This window comes from Streptomyces sp. NPDC043685, from assembly GCF_056436585.1.
Window position 1 is genome coordinate 46425 of sequence record NZ_JBWKCH010000011.1, and the last position, 21679, is coordinate 68103.

Below are 21679 nucleotides of genomic sequence, written 5' to 3' on the forward strand. Positions count from 1 at the left end.
GAGCGAACGTAGAAATCTGACACTTGCGTCAAGGTCAAGCGTCGGTCAGAGATCAGAACGGCGGGCCTCGCGCAGGTAGGTGTCGAGTGCCGCCTGCTGATCGCTGAGAACGGCGATGCGAGCAGCGAGCCGATCGCGGTGGCTCCGCACCTCGTGCAGGAACTCCGCGCACACAGCGCCGGTGCCGGCATCGGAGCCGTCTGTGAGGTGGGGCAGGAGCTCTCTGATCAACCGGACAGGCAGCCCGGACTCCAGCAGGGTGCGGATGACGAGCACCCGGTCGATCGTGGACTGGCAGTAGTCACGGAACCCGTTGCTGAAACGGCCGGGGACGATCAAGCCCTCGTCCTCGTAGTGCCGCAACGATCTCGCACTCACACCGCTGACCCTGGAAGCCTCACCGATCTTCATACCCGGGGGCAACGCGGGAAAGCGCCCCGATCTTCCGGACGGTGCATCAGGTCAGCTCAACGGTGTCCCCGAGTCGTACACGCCCCGGCCGTGTGACCGTGGCCAGGGCGTCCAGCCGCATGTCGTGCGCATGCGCAATGGCCCGGAGAATCAGCGGTGAATGCGGCAGGTCCTGCTGAGCCTCGTTCGTCATCGTTGCCGCTCTGGGCAAACACGCCTGCCGCCAAGGCTGCGTCCCCCTGCTGTCAGTCTGCTTCGAAACGATCACAGCTGAGTTGTGACACCGCTCACGGCCGAAGGCCTCGACGCGCGGCATCGGCCACGAACAGCCGGGTCCCCGGGGCCTAGCACGGCGGCTCGGACGGTGCCCCCTCGGGCAGCAGCCTGCGTTCAGTCGCCGTGTAGTCGCGCCCCGCGGCGGAGCACAGGGTACGGAACTGGGTTTCAGGGCGCAGGTCGAAGGCTTGGCGCAGGTCGCCGGTGTCGATGCTCAGATGCCGGTCGTTCACGCGGCCGGCCGTCCAGTGGTCTCCCGAGACTGCCAGCGTGGTGGAGGAACCGCCGTGCGTCAGGTCGCGGATCGAGACCCGGCGCTTCGCCGACTCGTACGTGACGACGCTGCCACCGGGCCCGAATCCGATCAGGGTGTCGCCGGACGAGATGAGCGCGCCACCACTGAGCTGCCGCTCGCGGTCCACATCCCAGACGCGTACGCGCCCGTCGGCGTTCTGCATGGCCAGGCGCGAACCGTCCGCGTCGAAGGCGAGCGTGCTGGTGACGGACGTGAAGGACGCCAGCGGCGTGCTGATGGTCGATTTCGACCGCAGGGTCGTGATGAGGCGGGGGGTGCGGACGTCCCACACCATGATTTCCCCGCGTACGCCTCCCCTCCTGGTGACCACGACGACCTGACCGGGGTGCCCGGGACGGGCGAGCAGATGGCCGCTCATGGAGCGCTCGTTGATGGAGCCGGTGGACGTGGGGGTCGGGTGGACGAGGAAAGGCCGGGCGCTCATGGTTCCGTCGGCGGCGTCGACGCGGGTGAGCGTGCCGTCCTTGGCCAGGAGGGCGATCTCGCTGCCCTGGAGCGGGGCGACGCTGTCCACGTCCCCCGGTTTCCGGACGGCGTCATCGAACGGCACGCTCTCAGTGAGGTCTGGTACGGAGTACGACCGGTAGAGGCTGTCGTGCTCGCCGTTCTCGCCCCAGATCGCGATGCGCTTCGAGTCGGCGGTCCAGACGGGTGTCCAGTCGGCCGCTTCGGCCGGTGCCGGCAGCGGTACCGACTGGTGGCGGGTGCGGGAGGTGTCCAGGATCTCGAGGCGCCGTTCGGTGGTTCGGGCGATGAAGCGCCCGTCGGGCGAGAGTGAGTACGTCTCGTCGACGGCGTTGTTCTGCGAGAACCGTTCGTTGCCCGTCGGTTCGGCCCGGACCGCCATCAGTGTGGTGCCGACGGGCACGAGGACGGTGAGTCCGCCGTCGGCGCGCGGCGCCGCGGCGACTCCCTCGTAGTCGGTGGGAGTGCTGCCCGAAGTCGGGACGCGGGTGCGGTAGGTGCGCCCGGTGCGCAGATCGGTCAGGGCCGGCTCGGCGTAGTCCGCTTCCTGCAACCCCGGGTTGTACGTGTGTCCTGTTCCGTCCACTGTGTACCTGGAGGTGGCGTCCGCTGCTCCCCTGCCGGTGGGCAGCTCGCGCTTGCGGCCGGGTGTGCGGTCGAGCGCCTGGACGTAGGTGGTGTCCGTCCTGACGAGGAGCTCACCGCCGGCTCGGAGCTCCGCGTAGTCGTCTCCACCGGCGGTGGAGGTGTACCGCAGCTTGCCGGTGGAGAAGTCCCTGACCTCGATGCGCTTGCGCAGTTCCCCGATGGTGCTGACCGTCGCGACGGTGTCCGCGTCGGAGGTGAACGCGGCGTCCTGCACCCCTCTCCGCGGGACGAGCCGGTCGGGTACGCCGAGGCGGACGCCGGAGGGAACCCGCCACGCCTCGGCGAAGGTGGGGGCGCACTCCCTGCCCGGCTTGTAGCACTGCGGGGAACGGTCACTCATCGTCAGCAGCAGCCGCTTCCCGTCGCTGCTGAAGTCCAGGGTCGCCGCGAAGCCGTCGGGGACGTCATGGCCGCCGAGGTCGAGGACGGAAGGGTGTTCCGGGTCGCTCAGCCGCCACATGCGCACCTGTGCGCCTATGGCGGCGGCGAAGAGGCGGCCGTCAGGGCTGATGGCGGTGGCCTCGGTCTCGCCTTCCGGGACGCCGTTCAGCTCCCGTGCCCGGGGCTTGCCTCGCAGTGCGCCCGTGACCACGGTCAACGTCGGCTGGTCGCCGGCGCGCGGCTTGGACTGCACAACGAGGGTGTGGGCGTCCGGGGTGGCGTCCATGCCGGTGACGCGGCCCTGCCACACCGACGGGTAGCTGCCCACCAGGTACTGCCCCCGGGTGTACTGGTGCAGCAGGGCCTGGCGGGTCCGGGGCGTCGACTCGGTCTCGTACGCGGCCAGGGCGAGCTGTAACGCGGTGGCCGGATCGCTGCCGGGGCGGTCCTCCGCAGCCTGGGCGAGCAGGCCCGCGGCTTGCTTGCGCAACTGCTCCTCGGTTTTCCTCAGGCTCTGGTAGGTGGACAGTGCCAGTACGACAGCGAGCGCCGTGAGAACGGCCAGGGCCCCGACGGCGGCCTGCCGGAGGCGGGCGCCGCGCCTGGCGTGGCGGCGGCTCAGCTGGATGTAGCCACGCTCGGCTGCGGAGATGTCCTCGGCGTGCTCGGCCAGTCTGCGGGCCGCCTCGGCCAGGTCGGTTCCGCTCAGCAGGCGAGCGGGCTCGCGGTTGTGTGCCTGCCAGCGACGCAGGTCGGCCCGCACCTGTTCCTGCCACAGGCGTAGGTCCCGGGAGTCGACAAGCCATTGCCTCAGGCGCGGCCAGAGCCGGGTCAGCGCCTCGTGCGCCAGGTCGAGGATCTCCTCTCGCTCGTCGCCACGCGAGGCGAGGGAGAACACCACGAGTTTGGTGGGGGCCAGCCTGTGTGCCAGGGCGAGGAGTTCGGGGGCGAGGTCAGTGGGCCTGGTGGGCCTGCGGGAGAAGGTCTCACCGTCACCGGGCCGGGCCAGCTGCACGAACAGCCGCCGGGCCAGGTCCTGCTGAGCCTGCGTCAGATCATCGAGTGCGGCATCCGCGTAAGCGGCCAGAGCACCCACCGCGCCGCCCAGGTCGTCGTAGGCGGCGTGGGTGAGCATCGAGCGGGTGCGCCGCTTCCACAGCTCGGTCAGGGCGAACTGGACCAGCGGCATCCGTCCGGGCTCATGGCCCGCGTCCGCGACGATCCGCTCCGGCAGCCCCGGCTCGAACCACAGTCCCGGCACGGCGTCGACGGGCGCGGTCACTGCCCGTTCGAGGTCCTCGGCTGCCAGCGCTGCAAGGAACTGCACGGCGTCGCTGACGAGGTCGGAGGTGCCCGCCGTCACCAGCACCTCGAGGGAATCGGGCCGCACGGTGGCGACGACCCGCAACACGGCCCTGCCCTCGGTGCCCGCCAATGCGGTGAGCAGGCCGAACAGGTCGCGTGCGGCTGCCGGGTCGGCGACTGCGAGCTCCTCGAGCTGATCGACGAAGATGACGTGTTCCGCCGTCCCGCCACGGGCGAGGAGTCTGCCGCGCAGTTCGGCGGGGAGATCGCGGGCGCCTTCGAGGAGTCCGGCCAGCTCCTCGGCCTTCGTGAGCCGTCCGACCTCGTCGAGCCCCGGCTCCAGGACTCCGATCAGTCCCCGAGCCAGCACGGCCGCCGCCCGCACCCCGGGCACGGGCCGCAGCACGGACACACTCACCCCCTCAGCCCGTAGCCGGGCCAGCACCCCCGCCCGTACGAGGGAGGACTTCCCACACCCCGAGGGCCCCGCCACCAGAGTCACCGGCCGCCGTCGCACGGCCGTGTACACGCGGGCGATGTCGCTGTCGCGGCCGTGGAAGAACTCCGCGTCGTCCTCCGTGAACGCCTCGAGCCCCTTGAACGGGCACACCGGCGGCAGCGCCCGCTCGTCGATCAGCTCGGCCGAGGGCAACAGATACGCCGTGCGGTCACCTCGTTGCGCGGCCACCGTCATCCCGACGACGCCCTCCTGCGCGTCGTCCCAGACCGGCGACCCGCTGAACCCTTCCTCGATGCGCGGCCCCGGTTCCTGGGCCTCCATCTGAAGCCAGCCCGAGCCCTGCCCCGCGCGCAACGTGCCCGCGGCCCACACTCCGTCGTCAGCGCGAGCCGGGTAGCCGAACGCGCGGAACGTGTGCCCCCACACCCCCGTCCCGTCGACGAGCTGCACCGGCCTCCCGCCCTCGACCGCCGCGTCGAGCCTCAGCAGCGCGACATCGGCCCCGCCGGCCCTCCAGGACACGACGGTCGCCCGTGCCCTGGGACGTCCGGCCAGCAGCGGAAAGTCGAGGTCCACCGGCTTGCGCGGCGGCGCCTGCTCCGCTCCGTCCGATTCCCCGAGCGCCCGCGCGACGACATGGGCACAGGTGCACACCACATCGGCGGCGACGAGGAACCCGGCGCCGATCACCCGGCCGGCAGACGAGTGGATCCGCACCTGCGACGCCTCAAGAACGTCGCTCCCCCGTACGGCGACCATGGACTCCCCCCTTGTCCGGCAGATCGCGCAGCATGTGACATGCCAGCATCCCCGGCTCTGCCACCACATACAACTCACGCTGCCCGCTCAGCAGTTGGCTGAGCATGCGCAGCAGACGGTGCCCGACTCCGTCAGGCGCACGACGGACCGCACCCCGGTGGTGGTCGTTTATGCCCAGGCACTTCGCCGGGCCGGCGGGCGATGCTGCGGTCGGCTGCGCAGACCACCCGGCAAGCGCCGCCCGGGAACCGCGTCTACGCCTTCCGGGCCAGTCCGGCGACAATGAGGTGTTCCCAGACCGTGAGCTCTCGCCTTGCGTCACCGTTCCACGGGTTGTCGGGCTCGTCGGGACGCCACAGGGACGCGGGGACGATCCCGGGGTCGAGGATCTCCAGGCCCTCCAGCAGGGAGGCGATTTCCGCATCCGTGCGCCACCGGCCGCGGCCGAACGTCTTCTGGAGGACCTTCTCGGCCTCCACGGTCTCCGGGTTGTCGCCGGAGCGGAAGTGGCTGATGAAGAAGTGGCTTCCGGAGGGGACGTGGTCCCGCCAGTAGCGGACGATGCCGGCCGGGTCCTCGTCATCGTTGACGTGGTGGAGGATGGCGCTGAGTATGACGGCGACGGGGCGAGCGAAATCGATCATCTCGAGCGTGGCGGGGTGCGTGCGGATGCCTTCGGGGTCGCGCACGTCGACCGCGATGACGCGGGTCCGGTCGTTGTCCTCCAGCAGTGCGCGGCCGTGGACCAGCACTTGGTCGTCGATGTCGACATAGACGACCCGGGAATCGGGAGCGTGCCGTTGCGCGACCTGGTGCACGTTGTCCGAGGTCGGCAGGCCACTGCCCAAGTCGATGAACTGCCGAATGCCGGTGGTCTTCGCGATCTCCCGGACCGCCCGGGTCAGGGCGGCGCGGTTGGCGAAGGCGATGGCCACCGAACCGGGCAGGTCGCGCTTGAACACGTCGCCGATCTCACGGTCCACGGCGTAGTTGTCCTTGCCGCCGAGCAGATAGTCGTAGACGCGGGCGATGCTGGGCTTGGCCGGGTCGATGGAGGAGCCTTCGTACGTCATGGCGGCCATTCTTCCCGGCCATTCGTCTGCGCACCCTCGTTTTGGGTCCTCAGCCGACCACGGGGCGGCCACCATCCGCCAGTGACGTCGTCCACTGCCCGATCATGCCCGCCGGCCAGCTGACCTTCCTTGATCATCCGTCCGCCCTCTACGTCCGACCGGCTGTCGCCGCATGCCACGGACTGTCCCGCGCCGGCCCGCGGAGGCTCCGGGCTCCCCCGACGCGTAACATGCTCCACATGCGGTCGAGCATTACGTCCACACGCGGCGACATCGTCATTCGACGGGCTGTCGCCCGGGACGCGAAGCGGCTTACGCGACTCGTGCGCGGGTCGCGTGCCTACGAGGGCGTCTACTCGGCGATGGTCGCGGGCTACCGCGTCGGGTCCGACTACATCGAGACCCACCAGGTCTACGTGGCCGTCGACGCCGGCGATTCCGCGGGTCTGGTACTGGGCTTCTACTCGCTCGTACTCGTGCCGCCGGAGCTGGATCTGCTCTTCGTCCAGGACGCGGTGCAGGGCAGGGGCATCGGGCGGCTGCTCATCGAGCACATGAAGTCCGAGGCGCGCGCGGCGGGCCTGGACCGGGTCCGGGTGGTGTCGCACCCTCCGGCCGAGGGCTTTTACCGCAGCGTGGGCGCGCGGCCCACCGGCGTCGTCGCAGCCAACCCTCCCGCGGTGGCCTGGGACCGGCCCGAGCTGGAGTTCCCGATCCCGTAGCGGGCGACCGGGATCACTTGGCCGATCGACGGAACCTGTCCTTCAGCAGGTCCTTCAAGAAGCGGAAGTACTGGCGCAGAGCCTGGTCGTCGTCCTCGTCGAGACGCCTCACCATCGCATGGGCCAGGGTCATCCACGACCAGAAGGCCATGACCACGCGGCCCACTCGCTGTTGCGTGAGTGCGAGGGCGATGAGAATCCTGGTTTCCTGGCCGAGCTCGGCGTTCGGGGGCAGGCCGACCAGGATCCAGGTGTACCGGGCCATGGTGTCGGCGGCTCGCGGTGTGTCCTTGACGGGCAGGCCCAGGTCGTCGAGTGCTCTGCTCTCGCACCATGTGTCCTCCAGATCGCGGTAGACGGCGACCGCTCTGACGCCGGCCTCCACCGCCTCCGGCCGACGGCGTCCCTGCCTCAGCGTCGTGGCGAGACGTTCCAGGGCCTCCGCCTCCTTGTGCCGGTCACCGCGGGCCCGGAACAACGCGATCTCGCGTTCGTGCACCTCGGCGGCTTCCGTGATGCGTCCCGCCGCACGCAGCGCGCCACCCAGGTTGTCCAGCACACTGATCAGCAGGTCTTCCTCGTCACGCTCCTCGTGGATCGCCGCCGCCTCGCGGTGGGCCGCGACGGCCTCCTCGTACCGGTCGAGCTGCCGGAGTCTGCTGCCCAGGGCGTTCAACGCCACGGACTCCAGGGCGCGGTCGCACACCTTGCGGCAGACGGCCACGAGTTGCTCGTAGTTGTCCACCGCCTCCTCCGGGCTCATGTCGCTCACCGACCACAAGAGCTGCAAGGCGATGGCCTGGTGGTGCCCGTCGCCGCGCTCCTGGTAGAGGACGAGTGCGCGACGGTATGTGTCGACGGCTTCGGGGCGCCTCTGTGTTGCGAACAACGCGTCGCCGAGGCGCATGAGTTGGAGGCCCTCGGCATGCCAGTCGCCCAGCGTGGCGAAATGCCGCACGGCCTCGGTGAACACCTCGGCGGCCTCCTCGTACCTCTGTGTCTCGTACAGCGTGTCGGCCAGACCCATGAGTGCCTTGCCGATGCAGCGCTGATCGTCGAGTTCCCGGCTGAGGGACAGGCTCTCGGTGTGGGCTTTCACAGCGTCCTCGGACCTGCCGGCGCGCTGCAGGGAGGCACCGAGACTGGTCAAGGCCGCGGCCTGGCCCTTGCGGTCATCGCGTGTCCGGCTGATGTCCAGGCTCCTGGCAGCGGCCCGCACCGCCTCGTCCGGCCTTCCGCAGTCGGGGAGGACTTGGCTCAGATGGTTGAGAGCGGTGGCCTCGCAGCAAGGATGGCCGATCTCGCGGGCGCAGTCGACGGCGTGTTGTGCGACGGTCACGGCTTCGGCGGCGTAACTGCGCCTGCTGACCAGGAACAGCCAGAGATGTTCCTGCAGATCGAGGACCGCGCGCGCATGTCCGGTGGCCGCGGCCCGTGTGATCAGCGCGATGAGGTTGGCCCGTTCCTCCTCCAGCCAGTGCACGGCGTGCGGGCGGTCCCGGAAGTCGTCCGGCAAGGGGTCGTCGTCACAGGTGTGCAGGTGTGCGTTGGCCGCCCGTACGAGTTTTCGGCAGTGGTGCAGCAGGCGGGTGAAGGCGTCGCTGCGCCATTTGGCGCTGTCCCGTTCGGCCAGTCCGGCGGCGTAGACCCCGAGGAGGTCGTGCATGCGCCAGCGTCCTGAGCCCACTGGCTGTTCCGCCAGCAGTCCGGCCCGGGCGAGCGCGGCAAGGCCGTTCCGGGTGCGGGTCCGTGACTGTCCCCAGAGGGCCGCTGCCGCGTCCGTGCCGACGTCCGGGCCGGGGCTCAGCGCGAGTTGCCGGAACAACTGGCGGTGGTGCGGAAGCAACCGCTGGTAGGAGAGGTGGAAGGCGGCCTGAACCGCGGTCGTGTGCCCGCCGTCCTCGTAGCGCAGTACGTCGAGACGGGTGTGGGCGTCCGCCAGTTCGGCGGTGAGTGCGGCCACGGGCCGGCCCGCGTCGGTCGTCAGCAGGCAAGCGGCGATCTGGAGTGCGAGCGGATGATGGCCGCAGTGCCCGGCCAGTTCGGTCAGGGCGTCGGCCTCCCGGAGGCGCGGATCGTCGGGACGGGCGTGCCTGAGTGCTTCAGTGATCAGATCGACGGCGCCGCGTGGCGTGAGCTCGTCCAGGTCGACGAGCCGAGCGCGCAGCGAAGGGCCGGTGAGCAGGTGCCGGGAGGTCACCAGCAGCCGGTGCTCGCAACGGGGTGGCACGAGGGGTCCGATCTGCGCGGCGCTCGACGCGTCGTCGGCGACCAGCAGCACCGCCCTGCCTTCGTCAGCGAGCCGGTTGAGCACGGCGTGGCAGAGGCCGGCCTGCTCGTCCGGTGGCACCGCGTCGTCCACACACAGGGCTCGCGCCAGCGTGCCGACGGCCTCCTGCGAGTCGACCGGGCCGGCCGGGTCGTACCCCCGCAGGTGGAAGAAGATCGCGCCGCCCGGGAACCATCCCTTCTCCACGGCTCGATGGGCGACATGGAGGGCCAGAGCGGTCTTGCCGATCCCCGGCAACCCGGAGAGCACCGAGACGACGGTGGCGGCACGCGTACGGGACGCGGGGGCAAGCAGCGCCAGCACGTCCTCGGCTTCCTTCTCCCGGCCCGCCAGATACGCCGGCTTCGCGGGGAGCCGCAGCATCGGCGCCGGATCCGCGGGCGCCGACGCACAGACGGTGTTGCCGGTGCCGCTGACCTGGATCACATGGCCCTGTCCTGAGGCCGTGGCGGTCTGTGACCGCGCGGCCCTGCTCCTACCGATCCCCACGCTCGGGACCTGTCGTGCCGTCGCTCCCGCCGACTTGGGTGACACGGGCCCGGCCCGATGCGGTGGCGCGCTGCGTCACCTTGCCGGGGCGTTCCTCGGTCACGTCGTGCCCGGGACTTCGGTGCCCCGCCACCTGTGTGACACGGGCGGCATCGGACGCCCTGGCGCTCTGCCGTACCGCTCGCCCTCCCCTCCGGAGCCGGGGCCGGGCCACCGGCGAGGGGTTGTCCGGGGGGACGGGAGCGGGTCGCCCCGTGCCCCCCGCTCCCGCCCACCAGCCGGCCCCCGCTCCGACGAGGGTGGCGACTGTCGTCGCGAACGCCGTCGCCACCAGCCACCGGTCGGCCTCCGCCCTGGGGAGGAAGCCGAAGGGTGCGGCCCGGGCCGCCCATAGACAGATCACGAACGAGCCTGCCCCGGCCAACACCGTGACGGTCCAGCGCCTTGCGCGGTGCATGCGTCCCCCCTTGTCTCGACGCGTGGTGTCAGAGGTACAGCGGAGGACGACGCTCGCGGAGCAAAACACGGAAAGCCGGGACGGAGTGCCCCTCTTCGGCTATCGCGCACTCCGCGCCCGTACACGCCGTGGCGCCGTGGTCACCACGCCCGATTCACGCAGGACATCGAGGCCTCACCCGTCGCCCCGGTCGCCATGGCCCTCGACGACCGCTATTCGTAATGGGATCCATTTTCATGTAAGTTCTTCCCCACCTAGCCAAGGAGGAGCCCCATGGCCGTCCCCAAGCGGAAGATGTCCCGCAGCAACACCCGTCACCGCCGCGCCCAGTGGAAGGCCGCCACACCGGCGCTGGTACCGGTCACGGTCGACGGCGTGCGTCACCTCGTGCCGCAGAAGCTGGTCCGGGCGTATGAGCGCGGGCTGCTGCGCCCCGAAGGCTGAGAGGAACGGGGATGCTGCACGACCGGCTGCCGGTGACCGTGCTGTCCGGCTTCCTCGGGGCGGGGAAGACCACGCTGCTCAATCACGTGCTCGGCAATCGTGAGGGGCTGCGGGTGGCGGTCATCGTCAACGACATGAGCGAGATCAACATCGACGCGGCTCTCGTACGGGGCGGCCGAGCGGCGCTTTCGCGCACCGAGGAACGCCTGGTCGAGATGACCAACGGGTGCATCTGCTGCACGTTGCGCGACGACCTGCTGGTGGAGGTGGAGCGGCTGGCCCGGGAGGGTCGCTTCGACTACCTCCTCATCGAGTCCAGCGGCATCTCCGAGCCCATGCCGGTCGCAGCCACCTTCGCCTTCGCCCGCGACGACGGTGCCGGCCTCGGTGATCTGGCCCGTCTGGACACCATGGTCACCGTCGTCGACGCCGCCAACTTCCTGCCGGAACTGGCGAGTGGCGACGAGCTCGTAGAGCGCGGCCTCGACCAGTACGAGGACGACGAGCGCACGGTGAGCGACCTGCTGATGGACCAGATCGAGTTCGCCGACGTCATCATGCTCAACAAACTCGACCTGGTCGACGACCACACCGCCGAACGGCTGCGGGCGACGCTCACACGCCTCAACCCGGTGGCCCGGATCGTGCCGGCGGTCCACGGACGCGTGGAACTCGAACAGGTCCTGGGTACGCGGCTGTTCGACTTGGAACGGGCCCAGCAGGCTCCCGGCTGGGTCATGGAACTCAACGGGGACCACGTCCCGGAGACCGAGGAGTACGGCATCTCCTCCACCGTCTTCCGCTCCGAACGCCCCTTCCATCCCACTCGGTTGTGGCGCTTCGTGACCGAGGAGATGGACAGCGGCCGCTACGGGCAGGTGCTGCGCTCCAAGGGGTTCTTCACCCTGGCCAGCCGTCCGCGGGTGACCGGGTTGTGGTCACAGGCCGGCTCGGTCGCCCGCTTCGAGCCCTCCGCCACCCGCGACAGCGACAGCCCGGCGGGCCAGGAGCTGGTCTTCATCGGCACGCATCTGCGGGCCGATGCGCTCCGCGACGCGCTCACCGACTGCCTCCTCTCCCACGGCGAGAGTCTGCCGCTCGACGACCCGTTCCCGGCCTGGGACACCTACGGCACAGACGACAGCTGCGACCATGAACAGCCGCAAGTCGTGACGCCTGCCTGAAAGGTCGCGACGACGACGCGTACGCACGAGCCCCCTGACACCAGGTGTTGGCTGAAACATCAACTCATCTCAGCAGAAACACAGTTGTCGGCCATCACTCTGGTTGGCAGACTCACCTCGCCGACGGAACATACGCACATGCGTACGAGCGCGCGTACCGAAGTATTCCGTCGGCGGACGGGACTCATGCCATCTCACCAGGGGGAACAACCATGAACCTCAGCCTTCCCAGACGCACCCTGGCCCGTGCCACCGCTACCCTCGCGCTGGCGCTGGCCATGGCCACCGGCACCACCGGCCTGCTCTCCGGTACCGAAGCGCACGCCCTGCCGGTCACCGACGGCTCCTTCAGCTTCAGCGGGGACGAGGACGACTACATCAGCGGCGGTCGGTCCTACGCCTACCAGACAGCGTCCCAGGACCGTTTGAACGTCTCCGGCAACACCGACAACAGGGTGGTCACCGTCTCCGTCGACGGGGCGAACGGCGACTGGTGGACCCTGAATCTCGCGGCGCCCTCCGGCAAGGCCCTGGCGCCGGGGACCTACACGGGGGCCACCCGCTACCCGTTCAACGAAGGCACCGAGCCGGGCCTGTCGCTCAGCGGCAACGGCCGCGGCTGCAACCAGCTCACCGGCGAGTTCACCGTCTCCGCGGTGGAGTTCGGCCCCCAGGGGTACGTGAAGAAGCTCGACGCCACCTTCGTGCAGCACTGCGAGGGAGGCACTGCGGCCGCGCGCGGCGAGATCCACGTCGAGAACCCGGCCCCGCCGGCCGAGCTCGGACTCGGACTCGACATCGCCCTGGCCGGCACCGCCAGCTCCCTGAACGGCAAGGCCACCGTCCATGGCACCGTGAGCTGCAACAAGCCGGTGCAGGTGACCGTGGCGGGCGACGTCACGCAGGTGAAGAAGCGGGACCTCATCCGCGGTTCCTTCTCCACATCGCTGTCCTGCACCCCCGGCGCCCCGGTCGCCTGGAAGGGCACGGCCGTTCCCACCGGCTCGGTCCCCTTCCAGAAGGGTGACGTCGAGGTCGAGGGCCGGGCGACGGCGACGGACCCGGACTACGACCTGCCGGTGACGGTCGGCGAGACGGTGGCGGTGCGCCTCACCCGCGTCTGACCCCGCGTCCTGACGCACAGCCGCAGGTACACCGCCCGGCCCGGGCCCCGGTCCTCACGAGGAACGGGGCCCGGGCCGGGCCACGTTGCCGGGCAGAAAGCAGCCGGCACTCCATGAACGAGGTTCGCTCTTGCTGACGTCCCTGTCGAAACGCCACGGCCTGTTCTTCGCTGCCGGAGCACTCTGCATCCTGGTCAACCGTCAGGGCCTGAGCCCGCTGTGGTACACGGGGGTCGTTCTTCTCCTGCTCGGCATGTCGATGCGCTGGGGACTGTGGCGCCATCAGCATCCGCCGCAGGAGCAGACGCCGATCCTGGTCGACGTGCCCGTCACCGGACGCTGGCGTGCTCTGAACAGTCCTGCCACGAAGGTCCCCAGCCACACACACAGCCATGCGCAGACCTTCGCCATCGATCTGACACACCACCCGGCGGCAGAGCCCACGCCGGCGTTCCACTGGTTCTGGCCGCTCGCAAGCCGTCCGCACCGTTACCCCGCGTTCGGTGCTCCCGTTCTGGCTCCCGGCGACGGCGAGGTCGTGATGAGCGTCGACCGCCAGCGCGATCACTTGTCCCGCAACTCGCTGCCCGCGCTCCTCTATCTCTTTCTCGAGGGCTTCGTTCGCAGCCTGGGCCGGCCTCGCCATCTCTGGGGCAACCACATCATCGTCAAGCTCGACGAGGGGGTGTACGCAGGGCTGGCGCATCTGAAGCGCGGCTCCCTCCGTGTGGCTGTCGGCGATCGGGTCACCGCGGGTCAGCCGCTGGCCGAGTGCGGCAACTCGGGCAACTCCTCCGAGCCCCATGTGCATTTCCAGCTCATGAGCGATTCCGACCCCGAGACCGCTCACGGCCTGCCCTTCGCGTGGCACTACCGCGACGAGGACGGCACCGAACACATCGGAGTGCCCGAAAACACCGTCTGCTTCACCTCGGTTCGCCACGCGGCGAAACGCCGTCCCGGAGACCGGCCTGACGAGGGCCCTCTTCGGAATTAGCCGTGGTCGCCGGATCCGCCTCTGCTCGCGGTTCCGCTGTCAGAGCTGCGGCCCCGCTCGACCGGCGACCGGCCATCAAAGCGGCCCCGGCCACAGCGACAGCCACCAGGAGGGTCACGACGACCGGGCCCGTGACCGAGTCCACCCCGCGCCAGTCCGCGTGGTCCAGATTCGCCCGTATCACGGACAATTGCCCGCCCAGCAGCGCCACACCCCCGAACCCCGGCGTCGCGCCGATCCACCCCGGCGCCGCGCCGCTCGAAGTGACGCGGGCTCGCCACCACGCCAGCCCCAGAAGCGTCGCCGCCACCGTCCAGATCAGCGCCGGAAACAGCGACGCGGCCCACAGCGGCATGGAACCGTCGGGCTTGCCGGAGCCTGTGTCCTAGTGCGTGGCCAGCCGGTCCGGCAGCCGGCTGCCGTCAAGTGCGTCCGCCGCTCCTACTTGGCATGTGCTGCCTTCTTCTTGCCCTGCTGGTGCTTCCGCTCTTGCCCCGGCGGCTGCACGGGGGCATCCGCCCTGCCCTTGGCCGCTGCCTTGGCCACCTTCTGCTCGGAAGTGCCGGGCGGAGAGTCGGGGTGGTCAGCGGGCTCCGCCTTCTCCATGGACGGCCAGGCCTTCGGCGTTGTGGCGGGGTCGGTCAGTGTCCGGGCTGATGTCGAGGGGCTGCGCGAAGGTGGGGTCGCCGATGTCGAGGGGGTGTCATCGTCGTGGGCTGCGGAGTCCGGGGCCGCGGAAGGGGCGGACGGATCAGAGGCGGACGGTGCTGCCTCGCCGGTGGCGTCGTGGTGGGAGAAGCCGTCGGTGAGGATCAGGCCTCCTGCGACCAGGGCGGCCAGTGCGGCCGCCGCCGCTCCCCGGGTTCCCGGACGGCGGCGTGGGGAGGCGGCCCGAGAGGTCCCCTTGAGGGAACCCGTCGAGGGGTTTGAGGTGTCCGGCGCGTTCGCGGCGAGTGCCACACTCCGGTGCGTGCTGTCGGTGGGAACCGCGGCCGTGTGAGGTACGGCGCTGAGCACCGGCCGTGGGACGGACGCAGCAGGGTGCGTCGTGCTCGTTCCGGCGAGACGGGTCAAGGCCTGGGCGCAGTCGCTCGCGCCGGGGCGAGCCTGTTCGTCCAGGTTGGTCATGTCCCGAAGGAGGGCGGCGAAGGCTTCGGGCAGGAAGTCCGGGAGGTCCGGCGGGCGGTGCAGGCGCGCGATGGCGGACTCCAGAGGGCCGCCGTCGTATTCGAGTCGACCGGTGAGGCTCTCCAGGAGGACCAGGCCGAGGGCGTAGATGTCAGCGGGGCGGCCCACGGATCGGCCCAGCACCTGTTCCGGGGAGAGATACGCCGCTGTGCCGGTCAGGGTGCCGGTGGCGGTGCGGGTGGTCGCGTCCAGCAGGCGGGAGATGCCGAAGTCCGTCAGGTGGGGATGACCGGAGCGGTCGAGAAGGATGTTGGACGGTTTGACGTCCCGGTGGACGATCCCCGCCTCGTGGGCGTGCGCCAGAGCTTCCGCCAGCTCCGCGCCCAGCGCGGCGGCGTCCTCGCAGGACAGAGGACCCTCGGCGATGCGTGACTTCAGGGTGTGCCCCTCGATCAGTTGCATGACCAGGAAGGCGTCACCGTCGTGGTGTCCGGCGTCGAAGGCGGTCACCAGGCCCGGGTGCTGCAAACGGGCCAGGATCACCGCCTCGCCGCGCAAAGCGTCCTCCGTGTCGAACCCGGTGCCGGCGCGGAACAGCTTCACCGCCACCGGTCGCCGCAGCCGCAGGTCGTGTCCGCGGTACACGTCAGCCGCGCCGCCGGAACCGATCAGCGCGTCCAGACGGTAGCGGCCCGCCAGGATCCGGGCGTTGCCCCGCCGTATCCAGGCGCCCCGCTCCTCACGCAACCCCACCCTGATCTCCCCACTCCGTACACTCGCACCGTTCGCAGGCCCGCCGTCGACGGGCCGCCGGACGCAAGTACCCACCCATCCGCCGCTTGCACCACGGACGTATCGTCCCCGCGCGATGGGGCCGGGTGGCCTGGTGCCGGGCGCGGGCAGGCCGAGCGCCATGGAGGCGAAGCCGGAGCAGTCCTGCCGGTAGCCGTCACGCCAGTACGAGCCCCGGTGGCAGGGCACGGGGCGTCCGTTGTGGGCGGTGAGCCAGGTCGCGGCTCGCTGGAGGGTCTGGTGGCGTGAGCCGGACGGCTGGGCGGGCGGACCCGCCTGTACGGGGACGCCCGGCAAGGCCCGTCGCACCGAACGTTGACATGGCGTCGACCGAACAGGATGGGCATCTTGAGCCACCGACACTTCCACAACGAAAGAGTCGAGGCCGCAGCTCCTCGAAGCCACCCCAACTTCTAGAGCCTGCTCGCAAAATTCAGGCAATCATGCTTCCGCCATGGAAGTAATCGCGGTTGCGTGGAATGCTGACCCCTGCTAGCCGAGCACCTGCCGCGCATGCCGACCCTGGGGAGGGCCACCCGTGGACGCCACCACCGCTCCGTCGACCCGCGCGGTCGCCCTGGAAGTGCTGCTGAGCGGCCCCCTGCCCCGCAGCGAGATCGCCCGTCGCCTCGACCTGTCGGCCGGCAGCCTCACCCGGCTGGCCAAGCCGCTGGTCGACAGCGGTCTACTCGTGGAGGTGGACACCAACGGTGGCCCCGAGTCCGGGACCCTGCGCCGGACTCGGCCGCTCGACGTCAACCCCACCGCCCACCACTTCATCGGCGCCAAGGTGACCGGCGACGCCGTCCACGCCGTCCTCACCACGATGCGCGCCGAGGTGGTGGCCTCCAGCCGCAGACCTCTGACCGGCCGGGACCCCGCCTCCGTCGTGGCGACCGTCAACGAGCTGACACAGGAGCTCACCCCCAGGCATGCGCAGGTGAGTGGACTGGGGGTGAGTCTCGGAGGGCGAGTCGTCGACCATACGACGGTGACCGACGCGCCGTTTCTGGGATGGACCACAGGCGTTCCCCTCGGGGGCCTCCTCCAGGACGCGTTCGACGGTTGCGTCACCGTCGACAACGACCTTCTGGCGCTCACCCGGGCCGAGCACTGGTTCGGCGCGGCACGCGGTCATGACCGTTTCGCGGTCGTCGCCATCGGCGAGGGCGTCGGCTACGGCCTGGTCATGCACGACACCGTCGTCGACATCCCTGACGTCGGTGCCGGGCTGCTCGGGCACCACCCCCTCGACCCGATGGGCCCGCTCTGCCCGCGGGGGCACCGAGGCTGCGCCACGGCGATGCTCTCCGTCGCCTCCATCCGCTCCGCCATCTCCGTGGGACTGCGCCGTCCGGTGACCTACGACGAGTGCCTCGACCTCGCAGCCGGCGGCGACCCCGTCGCCACAGCCGTGGTCACCGCCTCCGGTCGCGCCCTCGGCCGCCTGCTGGCCGCGGTCGCCAACTTCGCGCTGGTGCAGAAGATCGTGGTCACCGGCGAAGCCGTGCGTCTGGCGGAAGCCGCCCGTCCCGCCATGGATGAGGGCATCCGGGCCGACCGGGTCCCGGGTGCCGCCCCTGTCGACGTGGAGGTCCGCCACAACAACTTCGCCCACTGGGCCCGCGGCGCGGCGGCCACCGTCATCCAGAGATACGTCCTGGGCCACGCCCCGACACCGGCGCGACGACCACGGACAGCGGCGGCCGGCCCCGGAGCAGGCGCCGCCAGGGTCGCTTCAGGCTGAGTGAAGTCGTCGGGTGCGCCTTCACGCGCACTCCGACTCTGCGCCACCTTCCGCGCAGGCACGCTCATGCCACAATTCCATGCTTTGTCGAAGCGCTTCGATAACGGCCTAATGCGACGAGGCGCCGCTTTTTATGCCGTCAATAGAAACCCATCCCATACGCATCGCCGTTTCTGCCTTTTCGAAGAAACTAAGGCGAAATCTCTTGTGCACCCCGGAGGACGTCACTTAATCTCACGGCCAAATCGAAGCGCTTCGACAGCGTCCTCGCGCAGCCGTGCCGACGCGCCGCTCTCAGCTCGGCCAGTTCTCCCGACACCGCAGCCGACGGCCCACCGCCGGGTGTCCAGGTGCACAACGAAGGGTTGAAGCAATGACACCGAACACCGTCTCCCCAGCCGGAATGAGCCGCAGGAATTTCCTCACCTCCACGGCCGTCGCCACCGCCGCGATGGCCGGCGGGATGCCGCTCCTGACCGCCTGTAGCGGTTCGAGCGACGATTCAGGCGAGGGCACCACATCAGGCAAGAACGCAGCCAAGCTGCTCCCGATGTACGTCGCCAGCACGACCGCGCGGCCGGACCTGCCGTCGAGGAACGGCTCGGCGGCCGGGTACACCGGCAAGATCGACCTCGCCGATCTCGCCGCCTCGGTCCCCGACAAGCTCGGGACCGGCGCCCCCTTCAAGGTCATGGCTCCGCTCTGGGGGACCCCGCCGAAGCCGGACTGCGCCTACTACACGGAACTCGACAAGGCGGCCGGCACCAAGATCACCTGGCAGAACCAGGACGGCAACACCTACGGCCAGAAACTCGGCGCCGTCCTCGCCTCCAGCTCCATACCGGACGTGGTGGTCGTGCCCGGCTGGGAGCTGACCGGCAAGATCCCCAACGCCGTCATCGCGAAGTTCATGGACCTCGGCCCCTACCTGGCGGGCGACAAGGTCAAGAAGTACCCCAACCTCGCCGCGATCCCGACCGACTCCTGGCGCATGAGCATCTTCGGCGGCGCACTGCGCGGCATCCCGATACCCGGCGCCCCCGTGCCCGGCATCGTTCCGTACTACCGCAAGGACATCTTCGACAAGAGGGGCTACACCGTCCCCAAGTCGGCCGAGGAGTTCCTCAGTTGGGCCAAGGAGGCCACCAGCGCCAAGGCCAAGGTGTGGGCCTGCGCCGACATGCGGTGGGCCGCGGCGGCCATCTTCGGTCTCCAGCCGGCCGGCACGCTCGGCTGGAACATGAGCGGCGATGGCAAGCTGACGTACCGCATCGAGCACCCCGAGTACCTCGAACACCTGGAGTGGGTGCGCAAGTTGTTCGCAGCGGGCGTCGTCCACCCCGACGACAAGGCCAACACCGGTGACCCGACCCAGCGGTTCACCGCCGGGCAGATCCTGGTCTTCAACGGCGACATGTCCGCCTGGTACGGCAAGACCGCGGAACAGGCCAAGGCCAACCCGGACTTCGAGATCGACGGCATGGACTACTTCGCCGCCGACGGCGGCGACCCGACCCTGTACGCCGGTCAGCCCGCCGGCACCTGGTCGATGATCCGCAAGGGCGCCTCCAAGGAGACGGTCGAGAACGCACTGGCCGCCGCCAACTTCGCGGCAGCCCCGTACGGCACCAAGGAGCGGATGTACGTCGACTACGGCGTCGAAGGCACCCACTACACCATCAAGGACGGCGTCCCGGTCAAGAACGACCGGGGAATCCAGGAGGTGAACAACGCCTGGGGGATGCTCGCGACCCCGGCGCCCTACCTCGCCCACCCCGACTACCCGGACATCACCCGCAAGCAGGTCGAGTGGCAGCAGCGCCAGGGCGCCTTCGTCAAGAAGACGTCCACGTACGGCATGAACATCCTCGAACCGCGCCGCTACGCCAACATCTCCACCCCGTTCGAGCAGCTCGAGATCGACTTCGTGCGCGGCAACAGGAAGCTGTCCGACGTTCAGCAGGCCATCTCGACGTGGAAGACATCCGGCGGCGACAAACTGCGCGACTGGTACAAGAAGCTGCTGGAGAAGAACGGCAGTGGTCGCTGATGTCCCTCACAGCGGGGAGCAGGCCGGACGGGACGCGTCCCCCCGCGGCCGTCGAGGAGCCGGTGGCCGCGGCCGGCACTGCCGTCCTCACCCGACACGTGCCGGGCAAGGCCCGCCGGACCGGCAGGGTGCCCTTCCGGGTCCGGCTGCGCCGCGACCGCACGCTGATCCTGATGACGCTGCCCGTCCTCGTCCTTCTCCTGGTCTTCAACTACGTTCCGCTGCTCGCCAACGTCATCGCCTTCCAGGACTACGACCCGTACGCCGCGGGCAACGGCGTCACAGCCGTCTTCCACAGCCCCTGGGTCGGCATGGAACAGTTCGCGCGGATGCTCCACGACCCGCCGTTCTGGGACTCCGTACGCAACACCATCGTGCTGTTCCTGCTCCAACTGGTGCTGTTCTTCCCCGTCCCCATCGTGCTCGCGCTGGTCATCAACAGCGTGATCCGGCCCCGGGTGCGGGCCGTGGCACAAGCGATCATGTATCTGCCGCACTTCTTCTCGTGGGTCCTCGTGGTCACCGTCTTCCAGCAAGTCTTCGGCGGGGCGGGCATCATCGCCCAGATTGTGCAGAACCACGGGTGGAGCGGCTTCGACCTGATGACGAACGCGAGCCTGTTCAAGTACATGGTCGTGGCGCAAGCCGTGTGGAAGGACGCCGGCTGGGGAATCATCGTCTTCCTGGCAGCCCTGTCCGCCGTCTCCACCGACCTGTACGAGGCCGCCGCCATGGACGGTGCGGGACGCTGGCGGCGCATGTGGCACGTCACACTGCCCGCGCTGCGCCCAGTGATCGCGCTGCTCCTCGTGCTCCGGGTCGGCGACGCGCTCAGCGTGGGATTCGAGCAGTACCTGCTCCAGCGTGACGCGGTCGGGGTCGGAGCCGCCGAGGTCCTGGACACCTACGTGTGGAACATGGGCATCCAGAACGGCGACTTCAGCTACGCGGCCGCGGTCGGCCTGGTCAAGGGTCTCATCGGAGTCGCGCTCGTCCTGGGCGCGAACAAGTTCGCGCACCTGCTCGGCGAGCAGGGGGTGTACAAAAAATGAGCCTCAACACCCAGCTGATCCGCAGTCTCCAGGCGCCCGCACGTCCCGTGTGGGAGGAGCCGCCGGGCAAGGCCGGCATCACCGCCAAGAGCGGCTTCCTCCTGCTGTGCTGCCTGGCAGTGCTCGCACCGCTGTGGATCGTGATCGTCACCAGCCTCTCCCCCAAACCCGTGATCGACCAGGCCGGCGGTCTCGTCGTGGTCCCCAGAGGGATCACCTTCGTCAACTACACCGAACTGCTCAGCGGCGGCCAGGTCAGCCGGGCGATCATGGTCTCGGTCGGCGTCACCCTCGTCGGCACCCTGTTCTCCATGACGGTGTCGGTGCTCGCCGCCTACGGCCTGTCCCGGCCCGGCAGCCTGGGACACCGGTTCTCCCTGACGGCCATGATGGCCACCATGTTCTTCGGAGCCGGGCTGATCCCCACGTATCTGCTCGTGCAGACACTCGGCCTCACGGACACCTACCTGTCACTGATCCTGCCGAGCGCCGTCAGCGTCTTCAACATCCTGGTGCTGCGGGCCTTCTTCATGGGGATCTCCCCCGAACTCACCGAGTCCGCCCGCATCGACGGCGCCGGTGACCTGCGCATCCTGCTGACCATCGTCCTTCCGCTGTCCCGGGCGGTGCTGGCCGTCATCGCCCTGTTCTACGCGGTCGGCTACTGGAGCGCCTGGTTCAACGCCTCCATCTACCTGTCCGACCAGCAGATGATGCCGCTGCAGAACGTGCTCATCCAGCTGGTCCAGAAGAACACGGAGGCACCGACGGGTCTCCAGCAGGCGGTCCACACCGGCCAGCTCTCGGCGCTGGGGCTGCAGATGGCCGTCATGGTCCTCGCGTTGATCCCTGTCGCCGTCGTCTCCCCGTTCGTCCAACGGCACTTCAAGAAGGGCATGCTCACGGGCGCCATCAAGGGGTGACGCCGAGGAACAGGGCGGGGGAAGGCGCCATGACGGGGCCGGCGATCACGGATGACGCGATCGCCGGCCCCGCCGCGCACTGCGCTCTTCCACCAGGGTGTCCGCCGCCCGACGGGCCGGTGCTGCCCGTCATCGACAGACTCACCGGTGACCACCACGTGGGGGTACGTCCGGGGAGCCGGGGCG

The 21679-nt window shown here is 69.7% G+C and carries 14 protein-coding genes; 9 read left to right on the top strand and 5 right to left on the bottom strand.

The annotated features are described in order from the left end of the window. Positions 1-45: 45 nt before the first annotated feature. From AC0665_RS31365 to AC0665_RS31375, 3 genes are all read right to left on the bottom strand, one after another. The gene (locus AC0665_RS31365) at positions 46-411 is read right to left on the bottom strand and encodes a MerR family transcriptional regulator (RefSeq protein WP_468412163.1); all 366 of its coding nucleotides are present in this window, start codon (positions 409-411) and stop codon (positions 46-48) included. A 344-nt stretch (positions 412-755) separates the two neighbouring features. Beyond that, positions 756-5021 (bottom strand): nSTAND1 domain-containing NTPase, encoded by a 4266-nt coding sequence (locus AC0665_RS31370; RefSeq protein WP_478706302.1) that lies wholly within the window; start codon positions 5019-5021, stop codon positions 756-758. A gap of 254 nt (positions 5022-5275) precedes the next feature. Then, the gene (locus AC0665_RS31375; RefSeq protein WP_478608841.1) at positions 5276-6103 is read right to left on the bottom strand and encodes an SAM-dependent methyltransferase; all 828 of its coding nucleotides are present in this window, start codon (positions 6101-6103) and stop codon (positions 5276-5278) included. 230 nt (positions 6104-6333) lie between these two features. On the opposite strand from AC0665_RS31375, the gene AC0665_RS31380 reads away from it, so the two are divergent. After that, positions 6334-6816: a GNAT family N-acetyltransferase gene (locus AC0665_RS31380; RefSeq protein ID WP_478706303.1), complete on the top strand. Its 483-nt coding sequence runs from the start codon at positions 6334-6336 to the stop codon at positions 6814-6816. 13 nt (positions 6817-6829) lie between these two features. Here the strand turns inward: AC0665_RS31380 and AC0665_RS31385 are convergent, their stop codons facing one another. Beyond that, positions 6830-9532 (bottom strand): tetratricopeptide repeat protein, encoded by a 2703-nt coding sequence (locus AC0665_RS31385; protein ID WP_478706304.1) that lies wholly within the window; start codon positions 9530-9532, stop codon positions 6830-6832. Positions 9533-10325: 793 nt separating this feature from the next. Between AC0665_RS31385 and rpmF the strand changes: the two genes are divergently transcribed. The 4 genes from rpmF (at position 10326) to AC0665_RS31405 (ending at position 13801) form a co-directional block, all read left to right on the top strand. Then, complete coding sequence (gene rpmF, locus AC0665_RS31390; RefSeq protein WP_478706305.1) at positions 10326-10496, top strand: 50S ribosomal protein L32; 171 nt, start codon at positions 10326-10328, stop codon at positions 10494-10496. Between the two features lie 11 nt (positions 10497-10507). Then, positions 10508-11680, top strand: a complete 1173-nt coding sequence (locus AC0665_RS31395; protein WP_478706306.1) for a GTP-binding protein — start codon at positions 10508-10510, stop codon at positions 11678-11680. A gap of 212 nt (positions 11681-11892) precedes the next feature. Beyond that, on the top strand, positions 11893-12804 hold the full coding sequence (locus AC0665_RS31400; RefSeq protein ID WP_478706307.1) for a hypothetical protein: 912 nt from the start codon (positions 11893-11895) through the stop codon (positions 12802-12804). A gap of 130 nt (positions 12805-12934) precedes the next feature. Beyond that, positions 12935-13801, top strand: coding sequence for a M23 family metallopeptidase (locus tag AC0665_RS31405; protein WP_478608827.1), 867 nt, complete (start codon positions 12935-12937; stop codon positions 13799-13801). A 441-nt stretch (positions 13802-14242) separates the two neighbouring features. On the opposite strand, the gene AC0665_RS31410 is transcribed toward AC0665_RS31405, so the two are convergent. Beyond that, entirely contained in the window at positions 14243-15682 is a 1440-nt protein-coding gene (locus tag AC0665_RS31410) for a serine/threonine-protein kinase (protein ID WP_478706308.1), read from the bottom strand. A gap of 577 nt (positions 15683-16259) precedes the next feature. Here AC0665_RS31410 and AC0665_RS31415 point away from each other — a divergent pair. The 4 genes from AC0665_RS31415 (at position 16260) to AC0665_RS31430 (ending at position 21493) form a co-directional block, all read left to right on the top strand. After that, the gene (locus tag AC0665_RS31415; RefSeq protein ID WP_478608822.1) at positions 16260-17468 is read left to right on the top strand and encodes an ROK family transcriptional regulator; all 1209 of its coding nucleotides are present in this window, start codon (positions 16260-16262) and stop codon (positions 17466-17468) included. A 373-nt stretch (positions 17469-17841) separates the two neighbouring features. After that, a complete protein-coding gene (locus AC0665_RS31420) occupies positions 17842-19518 on the top strand; it encodes a substrate-binding domain-containing protein (RefSeq protein ID WP_478706309.1) in 1677 nt (558 codons plus the stop codon). Further along, positions 19518-20570: an ABC transporter permease gene (locus AC0665_RS31425; protein WP_478510540.1), complete on the top strand. Its 1053-nt coding sequence runs from the start codon at positions 19518-19520 to the stop codon at positions 20568-20570. The genes AC0665_RS31420 and AC0665_RS31425 overlap by 1 nt, the downstream gene beginning before the upstream one ends. Continuing rightward, complete coding sequence (locus AC0665_RS31430; protein ID WP_478706310.1) at positions 20567-21493, top strand: carbohydrate ABC transporter permease; 927 nt, start codon at positions 20567-20569, stop codon at positions 21491-21493. Before AC0665_RS31425 ends, AC0665_RS31430 begins: the two co-directional genes overlap by 4 nt. Positions 21494-21679 lie beyond the last annotated feature (186 nt).